We start from the raw sequence: 15,224 nt of genomic DNA, 5'->3' as shown, positions 1-15,224 counted from the left end.
TTTTCCAAAACAGCTCACTGTTGCCATCTGTTGTTTCACTTTCTATATTCTACTATAATGGAAGCAATAATGAAAAACAGTTCGGGAGGTTCTATATGTCAAAAGATAGCTCATTCGATATTGTATCCAAAGTTGATTTTTCCGAAGTAACAAACGCCGTTACGGCCACAATGAAAGAAATCCAGACCCGTTATGATTTCAAAGGATCCAAAAGCCAGGTTACTCTTGACAAGGAGGAGCTCGTTCTTGTGTCGGATGACGAATACAAGCTTGGGCAGCTAAAGGATGTTCTCCTAGGAAAATTGATCAAGCGCGGCGTTCCGATCAAGAACCTTGACTACGGCAAACTGGAAGGCGCATCCGGCGGCACCGTCCGCCAGCGTGCGAAGCTTGTCCAGGGAATCGATAAAGATAATGCAAAGAAAATCAACACGATTATTAAAAACAGCGGCTTGAAAGTAAAAAGCCAGATTCAGGATGACCAAATCCGCGTGACCGCCAAAAGCCGCGATGACCTGCAGCGCATTATCGCCGCGGTAAAGGACGCTGATTTAACCGTTGATGTTCAATTCATGAATTACCGTTAAGCCGGGACGGCAAGTCTTTTTAAAAACAGCCATCACCAAAACGAAGACAGTTTCGGGCCTGTACAGGTTCCAAACTGTCTTCTTGTTTCTGAGGAAGGCACTTTCCCACCGCCGAACCGTCCTCATACTTAGTGAAGACAAGTTCATCCCGCCACCCCCTTCAAAACTGTCTTCATTCCCCCGATGAAGACACTTTCACCACGTTAAACCCACTAAAACTGTCTTCATTCCCTCAATGAAGACACTTCCACCACCCCAAGCCCTTCAAAACTGTCTTCATCCACTCGATGAAGACACTTCCAACACGCAAAACCCTTCAAAACTGTCTTCATACTCCAAGCCCCAAAACCCCGAAGCCCTTCCTCCAAACATCACTCGGAAAACGCAAGCCTTCCGCTACTCCACGCCACCTTTCTATTTTTTCCCATGTTAGTTTCAGTCCAAAAGAAGGAATTATGTGAAATAGGACCAAATAGAAGGAGGCAGATACAATGAATGAAAAAGAATTGCCAAAAGGCGGATTCCCGCCGCAGCATCAGGATGAACAGCCGGGCCTGACAAGCAAAATGGACCCCGAACCGATTCATGTCGATCCAAATTATAAAGGCAGCGGCAGGCTCTCCAATAAGGTAGCCCTGATTACCGGAGGAGACAGCGGAATCGGGAAGGCAACGGCCATTTATTTTGCCAAGGAAGGCGCCGATGTGGCGATCGTCTACCTTGATGAGGATTCGGATGCGGACGATACAAGAAGGCAGATCGAGGATGAAGGCAGGAAATGCCTGCTCATCCCGGGCGACGTCGGCGATGAGGCGTTCTGTCAATCCGCTATTGAAAAAACGATAGACAAGTTCGGAAAACTAGATGTGCTCGTTAACAATGCCGCGGAGCAGCATCCGCAGAAAAGCCTGCTTGATATTAGTTCCGAACAACTCGAGAAGACGTTCCGGACGAATATCTTCTCCATGTTCCATTTGACAAAAGCTGCACTTCCGCATTTGAAAAAAGGGGCATCCATCATTAACACGGCTTCCATTACAGCGTATGCCGGAAATGAAACGCTCATCGACTACTCTTCTACGAAGGGGGCAATCGTCTCCTTCACCCGCTCACTGTCGATGTCGCTAGCAAAGGATGGCATCCGGGTAAACGGTGTTGCGCCAGGTCCGATTTGGACGCCGCTCATTCCGTCAACGTTTGATGCCGAGAAGGTCGCAAAGTTCGGTGCGGATTCGCCGATGGGGCGCGCAGGCCAGCCATTTGAGCTTGCACCGGCTTATGTTTACCTCGCTTCCGATGAATCATCGTACGTCAGCGGCCAGATGATCCATGTGAATGGCGGCACGATCGTGAACGGGTAAGCCTTTCGCTGAACACACCCAAGAACAAAATGCGCAAGCGCCTTGGTCAGCCCCGACCAGCATAAGACGGGTCCCGCAGGATGGGCCTGCCCTCCGGAGGGAACCGGCTTATGACCTCGAGGGGCTAGGCGCTGGAGCTGGATTACAATAACTTAATTCGAGTTATCCACAAGGTTCAATTGTATAATTTCATAGACAACAAATAAAAGCCGGACCCACTAGTGTCACTGGGTCCGGCTTTTCATGCTATTCTGTTTTTGCCGCTTGCCGACGCTTTTTACCGCGCCGCGCCAGGAATATAAAGAAACAAATAAAGAATATCCAAATTCCCGCAATCATCGCGATGAACGGATAGTTCAGCCCCAGTTTTTGGCTGAGGACATAAATTTCACTCTCATCACGGTCAAGGACAATCGTAAATCCGTCCTCTTCCCCTGCCGCTTTCTCATTAATGAGAAGCCCCCTCAGTTCATGTCCTTTCGGGTCAGCCTGATCCGGGGACAAGGACACATATTGGGTCTTGCTCGTATTGTTAATGGCGATGATGGCTGTTTCTCCCCGATAAACACGCTTGTACACGGCCATGCCATTCTTTTCATACAGCGTCTCCATCGTTCCCCTTGTCAGGGAAGGAAGCATCTTCCTTAGCTTACTCAGTTTTCCGATATGGTCAATCAGCTCTTTTTCGGTCCTGAAATTCATCAGCCTGCTATTATCAGGCGGCTCGCCGCCGTCGACCGCAATCTCCGTTCCATAATAGACAACCGGAATTCCCGGAGTTGTATACATAAAGGTAAGCGCCTGCTTCCACTGGCTGCCCGGGAACTGCTTCACATTGACCATGTCCCTCGTAAACCTGGGCAGTTTTTGGTCGTCAAAAAAAACAGCCATTTCATATGGATTTGGGGCAACGCCCTTATTTTTCCCCCAGCGGTCCAAAATCCCTGACATGCTCCTGTCAGGTTTTACGAGCCCTGAGCGAAGTTCCTCCATTAGCGGATAATCATTAATGCTATCAAATCCTGCATTCTTGTATTCATCGTATAGGGATTCACTCTCACGCCCCAAGTCGCCAATGAGATGGAAACCGCTCTTTTGTGCCTTTACAGCTTTGGAAAATTCCGTCCAGAATTCAGCCGGGACATGGTTCGCAGAGTCAAGGCGGTAGCCGTCGATATTTGTTTCCTTGATCCACCATTTTGCCGCATCAATGAGATAGGCGCGCACTTCCGGATTTTCATGGTTGAAATCGGGAAGCTCATCAACCCACCCATTCAGTTGTGCATCCCTGTCCGAACCAGCCCCAGCCGTGTTTTTCTCATGGAACCATTCAGGCCCTTTTTCCGTCAAAAGCTTGCTGGCCGGCCCAACATTGTTGGCAGGGAAGTCAATCAGCACCTTGAGCCCTTCATCATGCGCCTTTTTCACAAGCGCCTTGAACTCCTTCATTGTCCCGAAATGCTCTTCCGTTTTGTAAAAATCATTCACCCAGTAGCCGTGGTAGCCGCCATCCACATTATCGAAAACAGGCGTCAGCATAATGGCCGAAAAACCCATGTCCTTTATATGGTCCAGCTTGTCGATGATTCCCTGGAAGTCTCCGCCATTGTATGCCAATGGATCATTCGCATCGACTTTTTTATCATTTTTTTGGCTGCCGTTGTTGAAGCGGTCAACCATCAAAAAGTATACTGTTTCGTCCTGCCAGCTCCGTCCATCCTTTTCAAGCGCATGTACGGGCAATACGCCGAAAAGCAGGAACGAAACCAGGAAGCATGCCGCCAGTTTGGCCTTCATGCAATCCATCCCCCTAGTGGCAGGCACACACTCCCGCCATAATTTTTTTCGATCCCTATTTCCACATTGTATTGTACCATATGTCATCCCTTTCAGGCGGGGCGCGTAGAATAGTTTGACTTTTCAGCATTCGGGTAACTACATACGGTACCGAGAATCAAAAGGGGTTGAACAATATGATGAAGGAAGCCATTTTCCACCGGCCGACAGACCATTTCGCATATCCATCCGGAAATGGTGAGCTCCATATCCGGCTGAGGACGAAGAAGCAGGATGCCTCCACTGTCGTTCTCCTGCATGGCGATCCATATGAAATTGAAGATGGGGTTTGGCAATATGCGGAAACAAAGATGAACAAAACAGGGACCGACTCCTTATTTGACTATTGGTCCGCGGCTGTTTCACCTCCATACAGGAGGCTCAGGTATGGATTCGAAATCAGTGATGGCCAGGAAACGCTCATCTATGGGGAGCAAGGATTTTCGTACAAAGTTCCCGAAAATGCCGCGTTTTATTTTGCGATACCGTATCTTCACGATTCCGCGCTATTTGAACCTCCGGGTTGGGTGAAGGATACGATTTGGTACCAGATTTTCCCGGAGCGGTTTGCCAATGGCGATAAAGGAAACGACCCAGAGGAAACGCTCGAATGGGGAAGCGCTGAACCTGATGTTGATAACTTTTTCGGCGGTGACCTTCAGGGGATTATCGAGAAGATCGATTACTTAAAAGAACTCGGCATTAACGGAATCTACCTCACCCCTATTTTCAAAGCATACTCGAACCATAAATATGACACGATTGACTATTTTGAAATCGATCCCTCCTTCGGGACGAAAGAAACATTGAAGGAGCTTGTGGAAGCTTGCCATAAGAATGGAATCCGGGTCATGCTGGATGCCGTTTTTAACCACAGCGGCTATTACTTTCCCCAGTTCCAGGATGTTTTGGAAAAAGGCACGGAATCAAGGTATAAAGACTGGTTCCATATTTGGGATTTCCCTGTCGTCACGAAGCCGAAGCCAAATTACGATACATTCGGTTTTTTCCCGTCAATGCCAAAGTTCAACACCGATAATCCCGAAGTAGCCGATTATTTAATTAAAGTGGGCCGCTATTGGCTTGAAGAATTCAATATCGACGGCTGGAGGCTTGATGTCGCCAACGAAGTGAGCCCCGCTTTTTGGCGAAGGTTCCACGCTGAACTAAAGGCCATTAAACCGGATTTATATATCCTCGGCGAGATTTGGCACGACTCCATGCCTTGGCTCAGGGGCGACCAGTTCGACGCGGTCATGAATTATCCTTTTACAACGAATGTCCTGAACCTATTCGCAAAAGAAGCCATGTCTCCCAAATCATTTGCCGAGGAAATGACGAAGGTGCTGCATATGTACCCCGCGAATGTAAATTCTGTCATGTTCAATCTAGTGGGTAGCCATGATACGCCAAGGGTTCTGACAGAATGCGGCGGGGACATCGATAAAGTGAAACAAATCTTCACCTTGATGCTAACTTTTACCGGCACGCCGTGTATTTATTACGGCGATGAAATCGGCCTTGAAGGTGAACTTGATCCCGGATGCCGAAAATGCATGGAGTGGAACCCGGTTCGCCAAAACCGTGAATTGGCGGAGCACATAAAAAAACTAATCTCACTTCGAAAAGAAATCCCAATCCTCGCGAATAGCGGGGAACTGTTCTTCCTTCCTCACTCCGAAGATGAGCCTTGCCTGGCGTACGTGAGAACAGGCAGCGAAAAAATGGTTGCCATTGTTTTAAACACCTCCGGCAATTCGGTCGAATACACGCTACCGAGCCAATATTCGGGATACCGTGCCAGGGACCTGCTAGCCGGGGAAAAAACAACCGTACAACAATCCAGTGAATTTACCGTTACGCTTAGCGGAAGGGGCACTGCGATAATCGAGTTGGAGAAATAGTTATAAGGATGAAGCCAGCCGCAGTCCCGGGCTGGCTTTTATATGTATGGATTCCTTTAAAAATTGCGGTTTTCGCCCGGTATCGGATTGTCCGGCGGAAGAATACGATAGTATGAAGTGCTTTTCTGTGATAGAGTCTGTAACTTCCTAAGCAAGCCTTTCCATGAAAGAAAAGATTGTTTTTGTGCTTTCGGAATTGGCATATTTCCGGATTGTTCACGAAAGGTTATAAATCCAGAGGTTTATGTCTAAAAAAGAAGTAGCACCGTTCACGGAGGTAAAGTGATGAATCGACAGCAGCGCGACAAAATGTATGAAACCCAGGAAAGGGCTTATACAGAAGGTTCAATAGAGTATATTAATGAACAATGGGTATTTTTTGAAAAAGAAACGGATGAAGCTTCATTGCTTGAGGAGCACCTTCTCCAGGAAATTGAATTATTCAGGCTAAATCGTTGGCGAAAAGGCATTCTTGTGGAGGTGGGAAAAATTTCTTTCGGGGATGAAAGCCTGTATCTCCGCGACCATGACAAGGTGCGGGTGAGGAAGCATCTCGTTTATTCCCTTGAGAGGCTTCTGGAACGGCTCCATCCTGACGCCTTTTTCCAATTTATCACAACACTGAATTCACTAAGGTTTTCCATTTACGATTGCCTTTACTGCTACAACCACCTTAATTTCCTAAGCGAGCATTCACCAAAAAGCGGCGTTAACTTTATGATTTTCGATAACCAGGAAGAAATTTGCAGTGTCCAGCACCATTTCTGCTATTACGAAAAGGAAAGCGACCGATTTGAATTTACATTGAATACCGGAAAACGCCTGATTATCGAGAAGCTGGCCTCCTCTTAGGCAATAACCAATGGGGGCAAGCTTTTATTAAAATTGCAAGTGCTCCGCCAGCCAATCTCCGGGAGCATTTGATTCATTAAATTGAAAAAGCCGCCAATTGGCAGCTTTTTACAACCAGTCGAAGCCCATCGGCAGGCTAAAGCCAAGGAGCAGGACAAGAATGAATGCAATGGCAAATTGAATCCAAAGGACTTTTGTTTGTTCCTTTTTGCCAGTCTTCATAAGGATAAATTCCATTAGGGCAATCACCCAAAGGCCGACCGCCGCTTTCAAAATGTAAAGCAAATTAATATTGATCCCGGAAAAAAGCATCATGAAGCCGGTCGCCAAAATAAGCAGGTAAACAACCCTTAAAATCATATGGGTAATTTTCGCGCCTTTCTGGTTGCCGCCTTTATACATGGAATGGGCGACGAAAAATAAAATCGCACCTAATACCCAGGCTGTAATATGGGCGTGTGTCATCCACTTTGCCTCCTTTATATTTTTCGCTACTATCATACCATAGGCACTATGAAAATCCTAAATATATGATGGAAAAAGTGGAAACGACTGACTATTCCGAGATAGTATTTCGGAGCATGCCGATTTTCTCTATTTTGATTTCAATTGTGTCCCCTGGATTCAAAAATTTCGGAGGATGAAAGCCTTTGCCGACTCCGGCAGGCGTTCCAGTCGCGATAATATCCCCAGGCTCGAGGGTCATTCCTTTTGAAAGGTCAGAGATAATTTGCTCTATTGAAAAAATAAAATGGCTTGTATTCGAATCCTGCCTTACTTCCCCGTTCACACGCGTTTGGATGTCAAGCTTCCCCGCATCCCCCACCTCATCTGCCGTCACAATCCATGGGCCCATCGGGCATGTTCCATCCAGGCTTTTCCCGATGAAAAACTGCTTGTGGCGCTTTTGGAGGTCGCGGGCCGTAATATCATTTACAATTGTATAGCCATACACATAATCGAGGGCTTCCGTTTTTGATATGGCCTTTCCCGCTTTTCCTATGATAATCGCAAGCTCTCCTTCATAATCCAGCTGCCCGGTAACGCCGCGATGGCAGGGAACTTCGTCTTTATCAGCGATAACCGCGGTTGGCGGCTTTGTAAAGACCATGATGTGTTCCGGTATATCTTCCGGCCCGCCCATTTCGATTGCGTGGTCGGCATAGTTTTTTCCGACACAGAACACATTTTTTAACGGCCGCGGAATCGGGGCCAATAATTTAGCCTCATCCAAAGGAATCCACATGTCCCGGCCTTCCTTCTCTTCACTCGCCCAATCCAAAATTTCCTTTATGTATTCATTAAGCGGCTCGCCGTCCTCAATAATCTCAAGAATGGTATCAGGGATTCTATTTCCTTCGCCTGTAAGCCTTTCGGCTGCAGCAGTAAGCGGGAGGAAGGATTGTCCATCATTGTTTACGAGAACCGGAATTGATTCTTTATTATACAGGACAGTTGCTAGTCTCATAGTGAGCGCTCCTTATTGGGTCATTTTCTTTTAGTATATCAAAAAAACCTTCCATTTTAGGGGAAGGTTTCGGAATCTTTCATTTTTTCAATACTTCGTTGTTTTCCGCTGCGGGCGCACGCTTTCCGCAACGGGTTCAATCTCTTAAAACCCTTTAATAAACTGCATGACGACGGGGCCGAGTAGGACGATGAACAGGCTTGGAAAGATAAACAAGACAAGCGGGAACAGCATCTTGATCGGAGCCTTCATTGCGGCCTCCTCTGCACGCTGCCTTCGTTGTTCCCTCACTTCAATCGACTGGGCCCGGAGAACCTGGACCATCCCAATCCCAAGCTTTTCGGCCTGGAGGATGCTGCTGATGAAGTTTTTTACAGGGTCCACTCCTTCTAGCCTGTCCCTCACACCGCCCAATGCTTCCCTACGGAGCTTGCCAAGCCTCATTTCCTCAAGGGAGCGCTGGAATTCCTCGGCGAGGATCCCTTCCTTTTTGGATACGAGCTTGCTTACTGCGGCATCGAATCCCAGTCCTGCTTCAAGGCTCACCGTCAAAAGGTCGAGCGTGTCGGGAAGTTCCTTAAGGGCCATCTTCTCACGGTATTTTGTCTTTTGCTTTAAATAAAAATGCGGAAGCATATTCCCAATAGCCAATCCCGCCATGGCTCCAAAGAATACCGCGGATGAACCAAGGTTGATCAGGAAGCTGTAACCGGCAAAAATGATTGGCAAAACGATGCTTGCCGCCGCCTGCAAAAGCCGGAAATCAACCGGCGTCATCCCGAAAGGAAAGCCGGCACGTTCAAGCTTCCTCTCGATTTTCGCTTCCTTTTCGCCGGGCATCCTTTTTTTGAAGCTCTTTTTAAAATCATTCACCGCAGATTTAAAGAATCGCTCGTAAAAGGAAAGCTGCTCGCCTTTTTCCTCGCCCGATTCTTTTGTCTCGTGCCCGCCAGTGATATAAACGGATACCCGCTTATCCAAATGTTCCTTTGTCTTCGTTCCAAAAGTCATGATTCCATAGGCAAACAGTGTAACAGCCAGAAAAAAAGTGAGGTAGACCAAACCCTACACCTCAATATTCGTGATTTTTTTAATGAACAGGAAACCAATCATGCAGGATACCGCCCCAATCGCAATCATACCGATTCCGATTGGATGGGTGAACATCGGTTTCATAAAATCGGGCTGGATGAAATAAAGGGCCACCCCGAGAAATAACGGGAGCAAGGCAATGACAATCCCGGACATCCGCCCCTGTGCCGTAAGGGTTTTGATTTGCCGCTGGATCCTTGTCCGATCCCTAATGGTTTCGACAATCTTCTCCAGCACCGTTGCAAGGTTTCCTCCGACCTGCCGCTGAATCAGGATGGCCTGAATCATTAAATCAAGGTCTTCGCTCGGCATCCGTTCTTTCAGCTCATGGAGCGCATCCTCAATGCTGCTTCCATATTGCATCGACTTAATGACCGATTCAACTTCCTCTTTAATCGGCGAGTCCGATTCATCGGCAACAGATTTCAATGCCTGTGGAAAACTAAAGCCAGCCCTCAGGGAGCCAATAATGGTCGTAATCATGTCGGCAAGGCCCTCGTTAAATTTATCAATCCGCTCTTTTTCTTTCTTTTTTAAAATTACTCCAGGGATCATATACCCGATTAAGAATCCCGGGAAAAACAATAGCCAGTGGCTGAAAAAGAGGATGAGAAGCATTCCGGACAATCCAGCCGCAATCCATTGAAACGTAATAAATTCGTCCGGCTTCAAGGGTACTCCAGACCTGGCAAGCATCGTTTCAAGCTTATTGTTTTTCTGCTTTGTCAGAAGCTTTTTGGTAAGATTTTTCCTCGCCGCCGTGTACCTGGCAAACAAATCTAGGTCATTATTGCTGATTTCAACTTCCCCCGAAGAGGACAAATACCTCTCCATCCTTTTTTCTATCCTCTGGTTGCGGAAAAAGAAAAACTGGAACATCCCATAGAATAAAAGAAAGGAAGAAAGGAGAATAAGCAGCAGGAGAATTGCTTTCATGCTACCCCTCCCTTTCAATGAATACGTTTGGTGGGATATGAATGCCAGAATTCTCAAGCCGTTCGTAAAACTTTGGCCGAACCCCTGTCGGGACGAGTTTGCCGATATATTTTCCCGAAGCATCCACTCCGGTCTGTTGGTACACAAAAATATCCTGAAGGACGATGACATCGCCTTCCATGCCCTGGACCTCGGTGATATTCGTTATTTTTCTCGAGCCATCCTTCAGCCTTGATTGTTGGATGATCACGTCAAGCGCCCCGGAAATCTGCTCGCGGATTGCTTTAATCGGGAGCTCAACCCCGCCCAGGAGAACCATCGTCTCCAGCCTTGAAATCATGTCCCTTGGAGAGTTGGAGTGGCCCGTCGCGAGCGACCCGTCATGCCCCGTATTCATGGCCTGAAGCATATCAAGGGCTTCCGCGCCGCGCACCTCGCCAATGACGACTCGGTCCGGTCTCATCCGCAGCGAGTTTCTCACCAGGTCGCGGATTGTAATCGCGCCCTTCCCTTCAATATTCGGCGGCCTTGATTCGAGCGAAACAACATGGTCCTGGCCAAGCTGAAGCTCCGCGGCATCCTCAATCGTGACAATCCGTTCGTCGTTAGGGATGAAGTTGGATAACACGTTCAGGGTAGTAGTTTTCCCTGAACCCGTTCCGCCGCTGACGAATATGTTCAGCCTCGCTTTGACACATGCATCAAGGAAGATAGCCATTTCTTTCGTAACCGTGCCGAAGTTGATTAAATCTTCTATTTGAAAAGGATCCTTGGAAAATTTCCGGATAGTGATGGTAGGCCCATTTAGCGCAAGGGGAGGGATAATCGCATTTACCCTTGATCCGTCCGGAAGCCTGGCATCGACCATTGGCGAGCTTTCATCAATCCTTCTGCCAATCGGCGCGACAATTTTTTCAATGACGTTCATTACATGCTCGTTATCCCGGAACGTGATATCCGTCAGGACGAGCTTTCCTTTTCGCTCGCAATACACCTGCTTCGGCCCATTAACCATCACCTCGGAAACTTCTTCATCAAGAAGCAATGGATTGATTGGGCCATAGCCTGTCAGATCATTCGCCAGTTCAGCTACAACAAGTTTCCGGTCGACGATTCCACGGAACGATTCATCTTCCTTAATCACTTCCATTGCCATTGAATCCAGCTTCGGAATGATGGCCTCCACTTCTTCATCCTTAAGCTCATGGAGGATTTTTTTATGCAGGATGTTTTTCAATTCCTGCTGTTTATCAAATTGTTTTTGGCGGATCGGCTCGATTGGCTGCTCCCTTGGAGATTCTTTTACTTTGGGAGTATCAATTGTTTCCGCCTTCTGCAAGTCTTTTTCCGGTATGGACTGCACCACTTTAGGCTGCTCGGGAATAGGTGATTCTGTTTTGTTTTTCTCATTGATGCGGTCAAGCAGCTTCATTTATATTCCCCCTTTCTTGCGTTTCCAGGGGAACAGTGACAAAGGCTTTGCCTTCTTCTTCCCAATCCCTTCCCCCGCCTGGTTGGATGCAATCAGTTCCGCCATTTTAAAAACGGCTTTGGCAATTTCCGATTTTGAATTCGCTTGTACAAATGGGCTGCCCATATTCAGCGACCTTGAACATGTTTGGAAATCATTCGGGATATAAATGGGCGCCTCTTCTCCAAGAATCCTTGCCCCATCCTCGGCTTTGATGACACTTTCCATGTTGGCTCGGTTCAAAACCACGCGGACTTTTTCCCGGAGACCGAGGATATCGAGCGTCTCCAGCAACAGCTTCGTGTTTTTCATTGCGGCCATCTCAAGAGTTGCAATAACAAGAATTTCATCGGCTTTTTCGATTAGGTTAAGCGTCTGCTCATTCAATCCAGCGCCAGTATCGCAAACAACAAAATCATGTTTCATCAGCAGAAAATCGACCATTTTCGAAACGGCTTCTTTAGTAAGAAGATCCGCGTGTTCCGGCCGCTCCGGCGCGGGCAGGACGCGGACGCCGCTGCCATGGACGCTTAAATACTCCTCTAGGCGATGTTCATCAAGCGAACCGATGCCGTCCATCGCTTCCTTAATGGTGAACGTGTGCTGCAAATCCATTGCCAATGAAACATCCCCGAATTGAAAATCCCCATCCAGAACAGCGACGGAGTGGTTCCTTTTGGATAATGAGACAGCCAGATTGACGGAGAGGATTGTACGGCCAATCCCGCCTTTGGCGCTGCAGACAGCAATCATTCTACCCCGGGTTGCCGGAGCACCGCCCTCTATCGTTGTCTTTTCATCAAACCCCGCCATCTCCATCACCTTCCATCAATTAACTCTCATTTTCCTTCCGCAGGAATAGCTTCCGCCTTCATGACTGGCCTCGTATGCACCATTAAATGGACGATTCCTTCCTGTGATGCCTTGATAAGTTTTACCGCATCTGCCGGCTTAAKTTCTAGCGTAACCGCCGTATATTCGACATAGGGTTCCTTCGTATCTTCCGGCAGGGTAATTTTCCTGCCGACAGCCAATACCCTTGCTTTTTCAAGTAAAATATTTGTCCTGAAATCGGGTACGTCAGCCGCTTTTTTATCTTCTTTCGCAAAAATCACGTCCACCTCATCTTCAGGCTCGATCAGATTTGTGACCGATTGTGGCAGGTTCAAGGAAACGGAAACCCCCCGATACCCCTCCCTCACCTTACGTGAAACATACACGGTTTCTTCTCTTTGCGAAACGAGCCTGTGGCTGAGAATCGGTTCACCTTTTTCAATCATTGCATCGGCAATCTTACCTTCTGCCTGCGAAATGGAGGTAAGCGCCTGTGGAAGAGCCCTTTCTTCAGCCACCTGGATTACCGCAAGTTTATCAGCCGAAATCACTTCGTTCCTATCGATTCTTTCTTTCGCCACGACGATTTCCGCCATTGGCGCGGATGCCGTTTCCTTTTTGTCAAACTTCGCCATGTATTGATAAAACAATGCTGTCGTCATCACCCCCATCGCGAGGGCAAGCACTAATACCATTTTTGATTTCATTTTTCCACCTACTCTGTCAACCGGATGGCATAGGCTCCCCGGTCAATACTGCCTTCTTCGTAAAAACCGGTTCCCGGCCATTTAATGAACATCCCGGTGATTGCCGTATCATTGCTGCTCATCGGTTCTGTTATATAAAAATAGGCAAACCCGGTTACTTTGATCGTTTTCAACTGGTTGGTATCGAATTGATACGGTTTATAAACGGGGATCAGGATAATCCTAGAGCAATCCCTGTCGGATAAATCGCCGATAGCAGACGTACATCCGTTTATCAATTCCTGGACAACCGTCCTCGTCTTTCCGGCGATATTACCTGTCTCGGTTGGGATAATTTCCCCCACCTTAATTTCCTGCTGATATCCGTAGCGCAGATTTTCTTCATACGTCTTCGCACCTGGTCCATTTAGGGCCAAAACGCCGAACACCCCGCTGACCGAGCCAGTTGAATCTGTTTTTAATTTTACAACCGCGCCATAATTTAATGGAGTATCCTCATGGACCCCAAGAGGCGCAACTCCTTTCGCCCTTCCCATTGGTGCAATTGAGGCGGTAGCGGCTGCCCTGACATCGACTATCTCAAACCCGAACAACCCCATAAATGCCGGCTTCACCTTTTTTGTCAGGCCCACTCTTACCTTTTTGTCCTTCACGATGAGCAGGCTTTCCTTTGATCCCGATTCACCATGGTCGGCAAGGATTCTGCTTACCACCTTATTGACTTGTTCTTGCGAATTTGTAAGCTCCTGCGCGCCGGAAAGGACTGCCGCGTTCGCCGCCTTTTGAAGTTTGCTTTTTGTCATGTAAAGCAGGCCGCCATCAATGGCAAGACCCGTGATGCAAAGCAATGCCACCATGGCAAGTGCGACATAGATGATGGCGACTCCCTTTTCTTCTTTTAAAAAATTCCCCATGCTCCGTCCCTCCTTACTCAACTCGTATTGTGGAATCAGTCTGGGCATAAAGCGGGGACGGAAAGAGGCTTGATAAAAACGGGGTGTACAGTTTTATTGGATATTTCAATTTCACCTTCACATAATCACCGGATCTTCTTATTGAGCCGGGCGGAGTGATTTCGACAATTAATTTACTCGAATCCCCAAGGTGGACATAATTTTTAGCAAAAGTAGTGATTTCCGTATCGGACTTCCCCAATCCGCCTTTTCGGACTGTTTCCTGGGCGGCCATGTGGAGGTGTGCATACGAATATGTGACTCTGCCAAAATCCAGTATCCCGATGACCAATAACAATAAAAGGGGCAGGACAAGGGCAGTCTCCACCAGTGATTGGCCGGATTCATTCTTTATCATAAAATCATTCCGGCCCGGAAAAATTGAATGGCGGCGCCAACCGCGATTGCAACTCCATATGGATATGTCTGTTTCATCGCTTCTTTATCGTACATGAGGGGAATTTTCAAACCGTTCATTAAACCGCAAAGTGAATAAAAAATCCCTTTTAACAATTGTTTTGCACTCTTGCGGGACACGATGAGGAATAAAGCGAAAACCCCTCCGGCAAGCGCCATATAAATCGCCGATAGCGCGACAAATTTCGCCCCCATTAGAGCCCCGATTACGGCAAGGAGTTTCACGTCCCCCGCTCCCATTCCACCCAGAAGATATGGAATAAGCAGGATCCCGAAACCTGCGAGGAGCCCGAGCATCGAATTCGTCACTCCTTCAAGCCCGCCTGCCAGCCCATTTACCACGAGCGACACAATCAGGAAAGGCAGCAAAACCTTATTGTATATTTTCCGCTCCCGTACATCCGTGACCGTACAAATGGCCAGCAGCAGAAACAGTAAAATGGCGTTTATCATTCTAAAAACCTCTTTTCCGGGCGAATCTCTGATTGAAAAAAGCCCCACGTTTACTCCTGAACGCAAGGCTTTTGACTGCTACTAACAATAAAAATTAAAACTAAAATTCATTAACGTTAGAAATCAAACAAATTCGATTAAGGTGTAGTTTTAGTAGTTGCATCACCAATTTCCTTTGTTGCATTATTAAATAATTCAAGGATTTTCCCCTTAAATGTGACTAGTACTCCAACTACCCCAATCGCGATTACGCCCAAAACCAAACCGTACTCAGTCATACCTTGTCCTTGTTCTTCAGTTAGTAATGCTTTCATTTTATTCATCATGATTGTAAAACTCCTTTTAATTTTTAT

At 47.3% G+C, this 15,224-nt stretch carries 16 protein-coding genes; 4 read left to right on the top strand and 12 right to left on the bottom strand.

Going from position 1 to position 15,224, the window contains the following annotated elements; translation table 11 throughout:
* Nucleotides 1-95 precede the first annotated feature (95 nt).
* A complete protein-coding gene (locus ADU24_RS04720; RefSeq protein WP_053365540.1) occupies nucleotides 96-587 on the top strand; it encodes a YajQ family cyclic di-GMP-binding protein in 492 nt (163 codons plus the stop codon).
* Nucleotides 588-1,078: 491 nt separating this feature from the next.
* A complete protein-coding gene (locus ADU24_RS04715; protein WP_053365539.1) occupies nucleotides 1,079-1,948 on the top strand; it encodes an SDR family oxidoreductase in 870 nt (289 codons plus the stop codon).
* Between the two features lie 246 nt (nucleotides 1,949-2,194).
* Here the strand turns inward: ADU24_RS04715 and ADU24_RS04710 are convergent, their stop codons facing one another.
* Entirely contained in the window at nucleotides 2,195-3,745 is a 1,551-nt protein-coding gene (locus tag ADU24_RS04710) for an alpha-amylase family glycosyl hydrolase (RefSeq protein ID WP_053365538.1), read from the bottom strand.
* Nucleotides 3,746-3,921: 176 nt separating this feature from the next.
* On the opposite strand from ADU24_RS04710, the gene ADU24_RS04705 reads away from it, so the two are divergent.
* Nucleotides 3,922-5,688 (top strand): alpha-glycosidase, encoded by a 1,767-nt coding sequence (locus tag ADU24_RS04705; RefSeq protein WP_053365537.1) that lies wholly within the window; start codon nucleotides 3,922-3,924, stop codon nucleotides 5,686-5,688.
* 285 nt (nucleotides 5,689-5,973) lie between these two features.
* On the top strand, nucleotides 5,974-6,540 hold the full coding sequence (locus ADU24_RS04700) for a DUF2777 domain-containing protein (protein WP_053365536.1): 567 nt from the start codon (nucleotides 5,974-5,976) through the stop codon (nucleotides 6,538-6,540).
* A 108-nt stretch (nucleotides 6,541-6,648) separates the two neighbouring features.
* Here the strand turns inward: ADU24_RS04700 and ADU24_RS04695 are convergent, their stop codons facing one another.
* The 11 genes from ADU24_RS04695 to ADU24_RS04645 form a co-directional block, all read right to left on the bottom strand.
* Nucleotides 6,649-7,005: a YisL family protein gene (locus ADU24_RS04695; RefSeq protein ID WP_053365535.1), complete on the bottom strand. Its 357-nt coding sequence runs from the start codon at nucleotides 7,003-7,005 to the stop codon at nucleotides 6,649-6,651.
* A gap of 91 nt (nucleotides 7,006-7,096) precedes the next feature.
* Nucleotides 7,097-8,008 carry a fumarylacetoacetate hydrolase family protein gene (locus tag ADU24_RS04690; RefSeq protein ID WP_053365534.1) on the bottom strand — a complete coding sequence of 304 codons (912 nt, stop codon included), beginning with the start codon at nucleotides 8,006-8,008 and terminating at the stop codon, nucleotides 7,097-7,099.
* A gap of 144 nt (nucleotides 8,009-8,152) precedes the next feature.
* Nucleotides 8,153-9,070 carry a type II secretion system F family protein gene (locus ADU24_RS04685; RefSeq protein WP_053365533.1) on the bottom strand — a complete coding sequence of 306 codons (918 nt, stop codon included), beginning with the start codon at nucleotides 9,068-9,070 and terminating at the stop codon, nucleotides 8,153-8,155.
* A 3-nt stretch (nucleotides 9,071-9,073) separates the two neighbouring features.
* Nucleotides 9,074-10,036 carry a type II secretion system F family protein gene (locus ADU24_RS04680; protein WP_053365532.1) on the bottom strand — a complete coding sequence of 321 codons (963 nt, stop codon included), beginning with the start codon at nucleotides 10,034-10,036 and terminating at the stop codon, nucleotides 9,074-9,076.
* A gap of 1 nt (nucleotide 10,037) precedes the next feature.
* Nucleotides 10,038-11,468, bottom strand: a complete 1,431-nt coding sequence (locus tag ADU24_RS04675; protein ID WP_082306810.1) for a CpaF family protein — start codon at nucleotides 11,466-11,468, stop codon at nucleotides 10,038-10,040.
* The gene (locus tag ADU24_RS04670) at nucleotides 11,469-12,320 is read right to left on the bottom strand and encodes an AAA family ATPase (protein WP_053365531.1); all 852 of its coding nucleotides are present in this window, start codon (nucleotides 12,318-12,320) and stop codon (nucleotides 11,469-11,471) included.
* 26 nt (nucleotides 12,321-12,346) lie between these two features.
* Nucleotides 12,347-13,048, bottom strand: a complete 702-nt coding sequence (gene cpaB / locus ADU24_RS04665) for a Flp pilus assembly protein CpaB (protein ID WP_053365530.1) — start codon at nucleotides 13,046-13,048, stop codon at nucleotides 12,347-12,349.
* An 8-nt stretch (nucleotides 13,049-13,056) separates the two neighbouring features.
* The gene (locus tag ADU24_RS04660; RefSeq protein WP_053365529.1) at nucleotides 13,057-13,962 is read right to left on the bottom strand and encodes a Tad domain-containing protein; all 906 of its coding nucleotides are present in this window, start codon (nucleotides 13,960-13,962) and stop codon (nucleotides 13,057-13,059) included.
* Between the two features lie 13 nt (nucleotides 13,963-13,975).
* The gene (locus tag ADU24_RS04655) at nucleotides 13,976-14,359 is read right to left on the bottom strand and encodes a TadE/TadG family type IV pilus assembly protein (protein WP_053365528.1); all 384 of its coding nucleotides are present in this window, start codon (nucleotides 14,357-14,359) and stop codon (nucleotides 13,976-13,978) included.
* Nucleotides 14,356-14,871 (bottom strand): A24 family peptidase, encoded by a 516-nt coding sequence (locus tag ADU24_RS04650; RefSeq protein WP_053368781.1) that lies wholly within the window; start codon nucleotides 14,869-14,871, stop codon nucleotides 14,356-14,358. The genes ADU24_RS04655 and ADU24_RS04650 overlap by 4 nt, the downstream gene beginning before the upstream one ends.
* 137 nt (nucleotides 14,872-15,008) lie before the next feature.
* Entirely contained in the window at nucleotides 15,009-15,197 is a 189-nt protein-coding gene (locus tag ADU24_RS04645; protein WP_053365527.1) for a Flp family type IVb pilin, read from the bottom strand.
* Nucleotides 15,198-15,224: the final 27 nt, after the last annotated feature.

This window comes from Bacillus sp. FJAT-27245 (genome assembly GCF_001273955.1).
GTDB lineage: Bacteria > Bacillota > Bacilli > Bacillales > Cytobacillaceae > Bacillus_D.
Note: the sequence above shows the minus strand (reverse complement) of the source record. Positions and strands in the feature narration are given on the sequence as shown.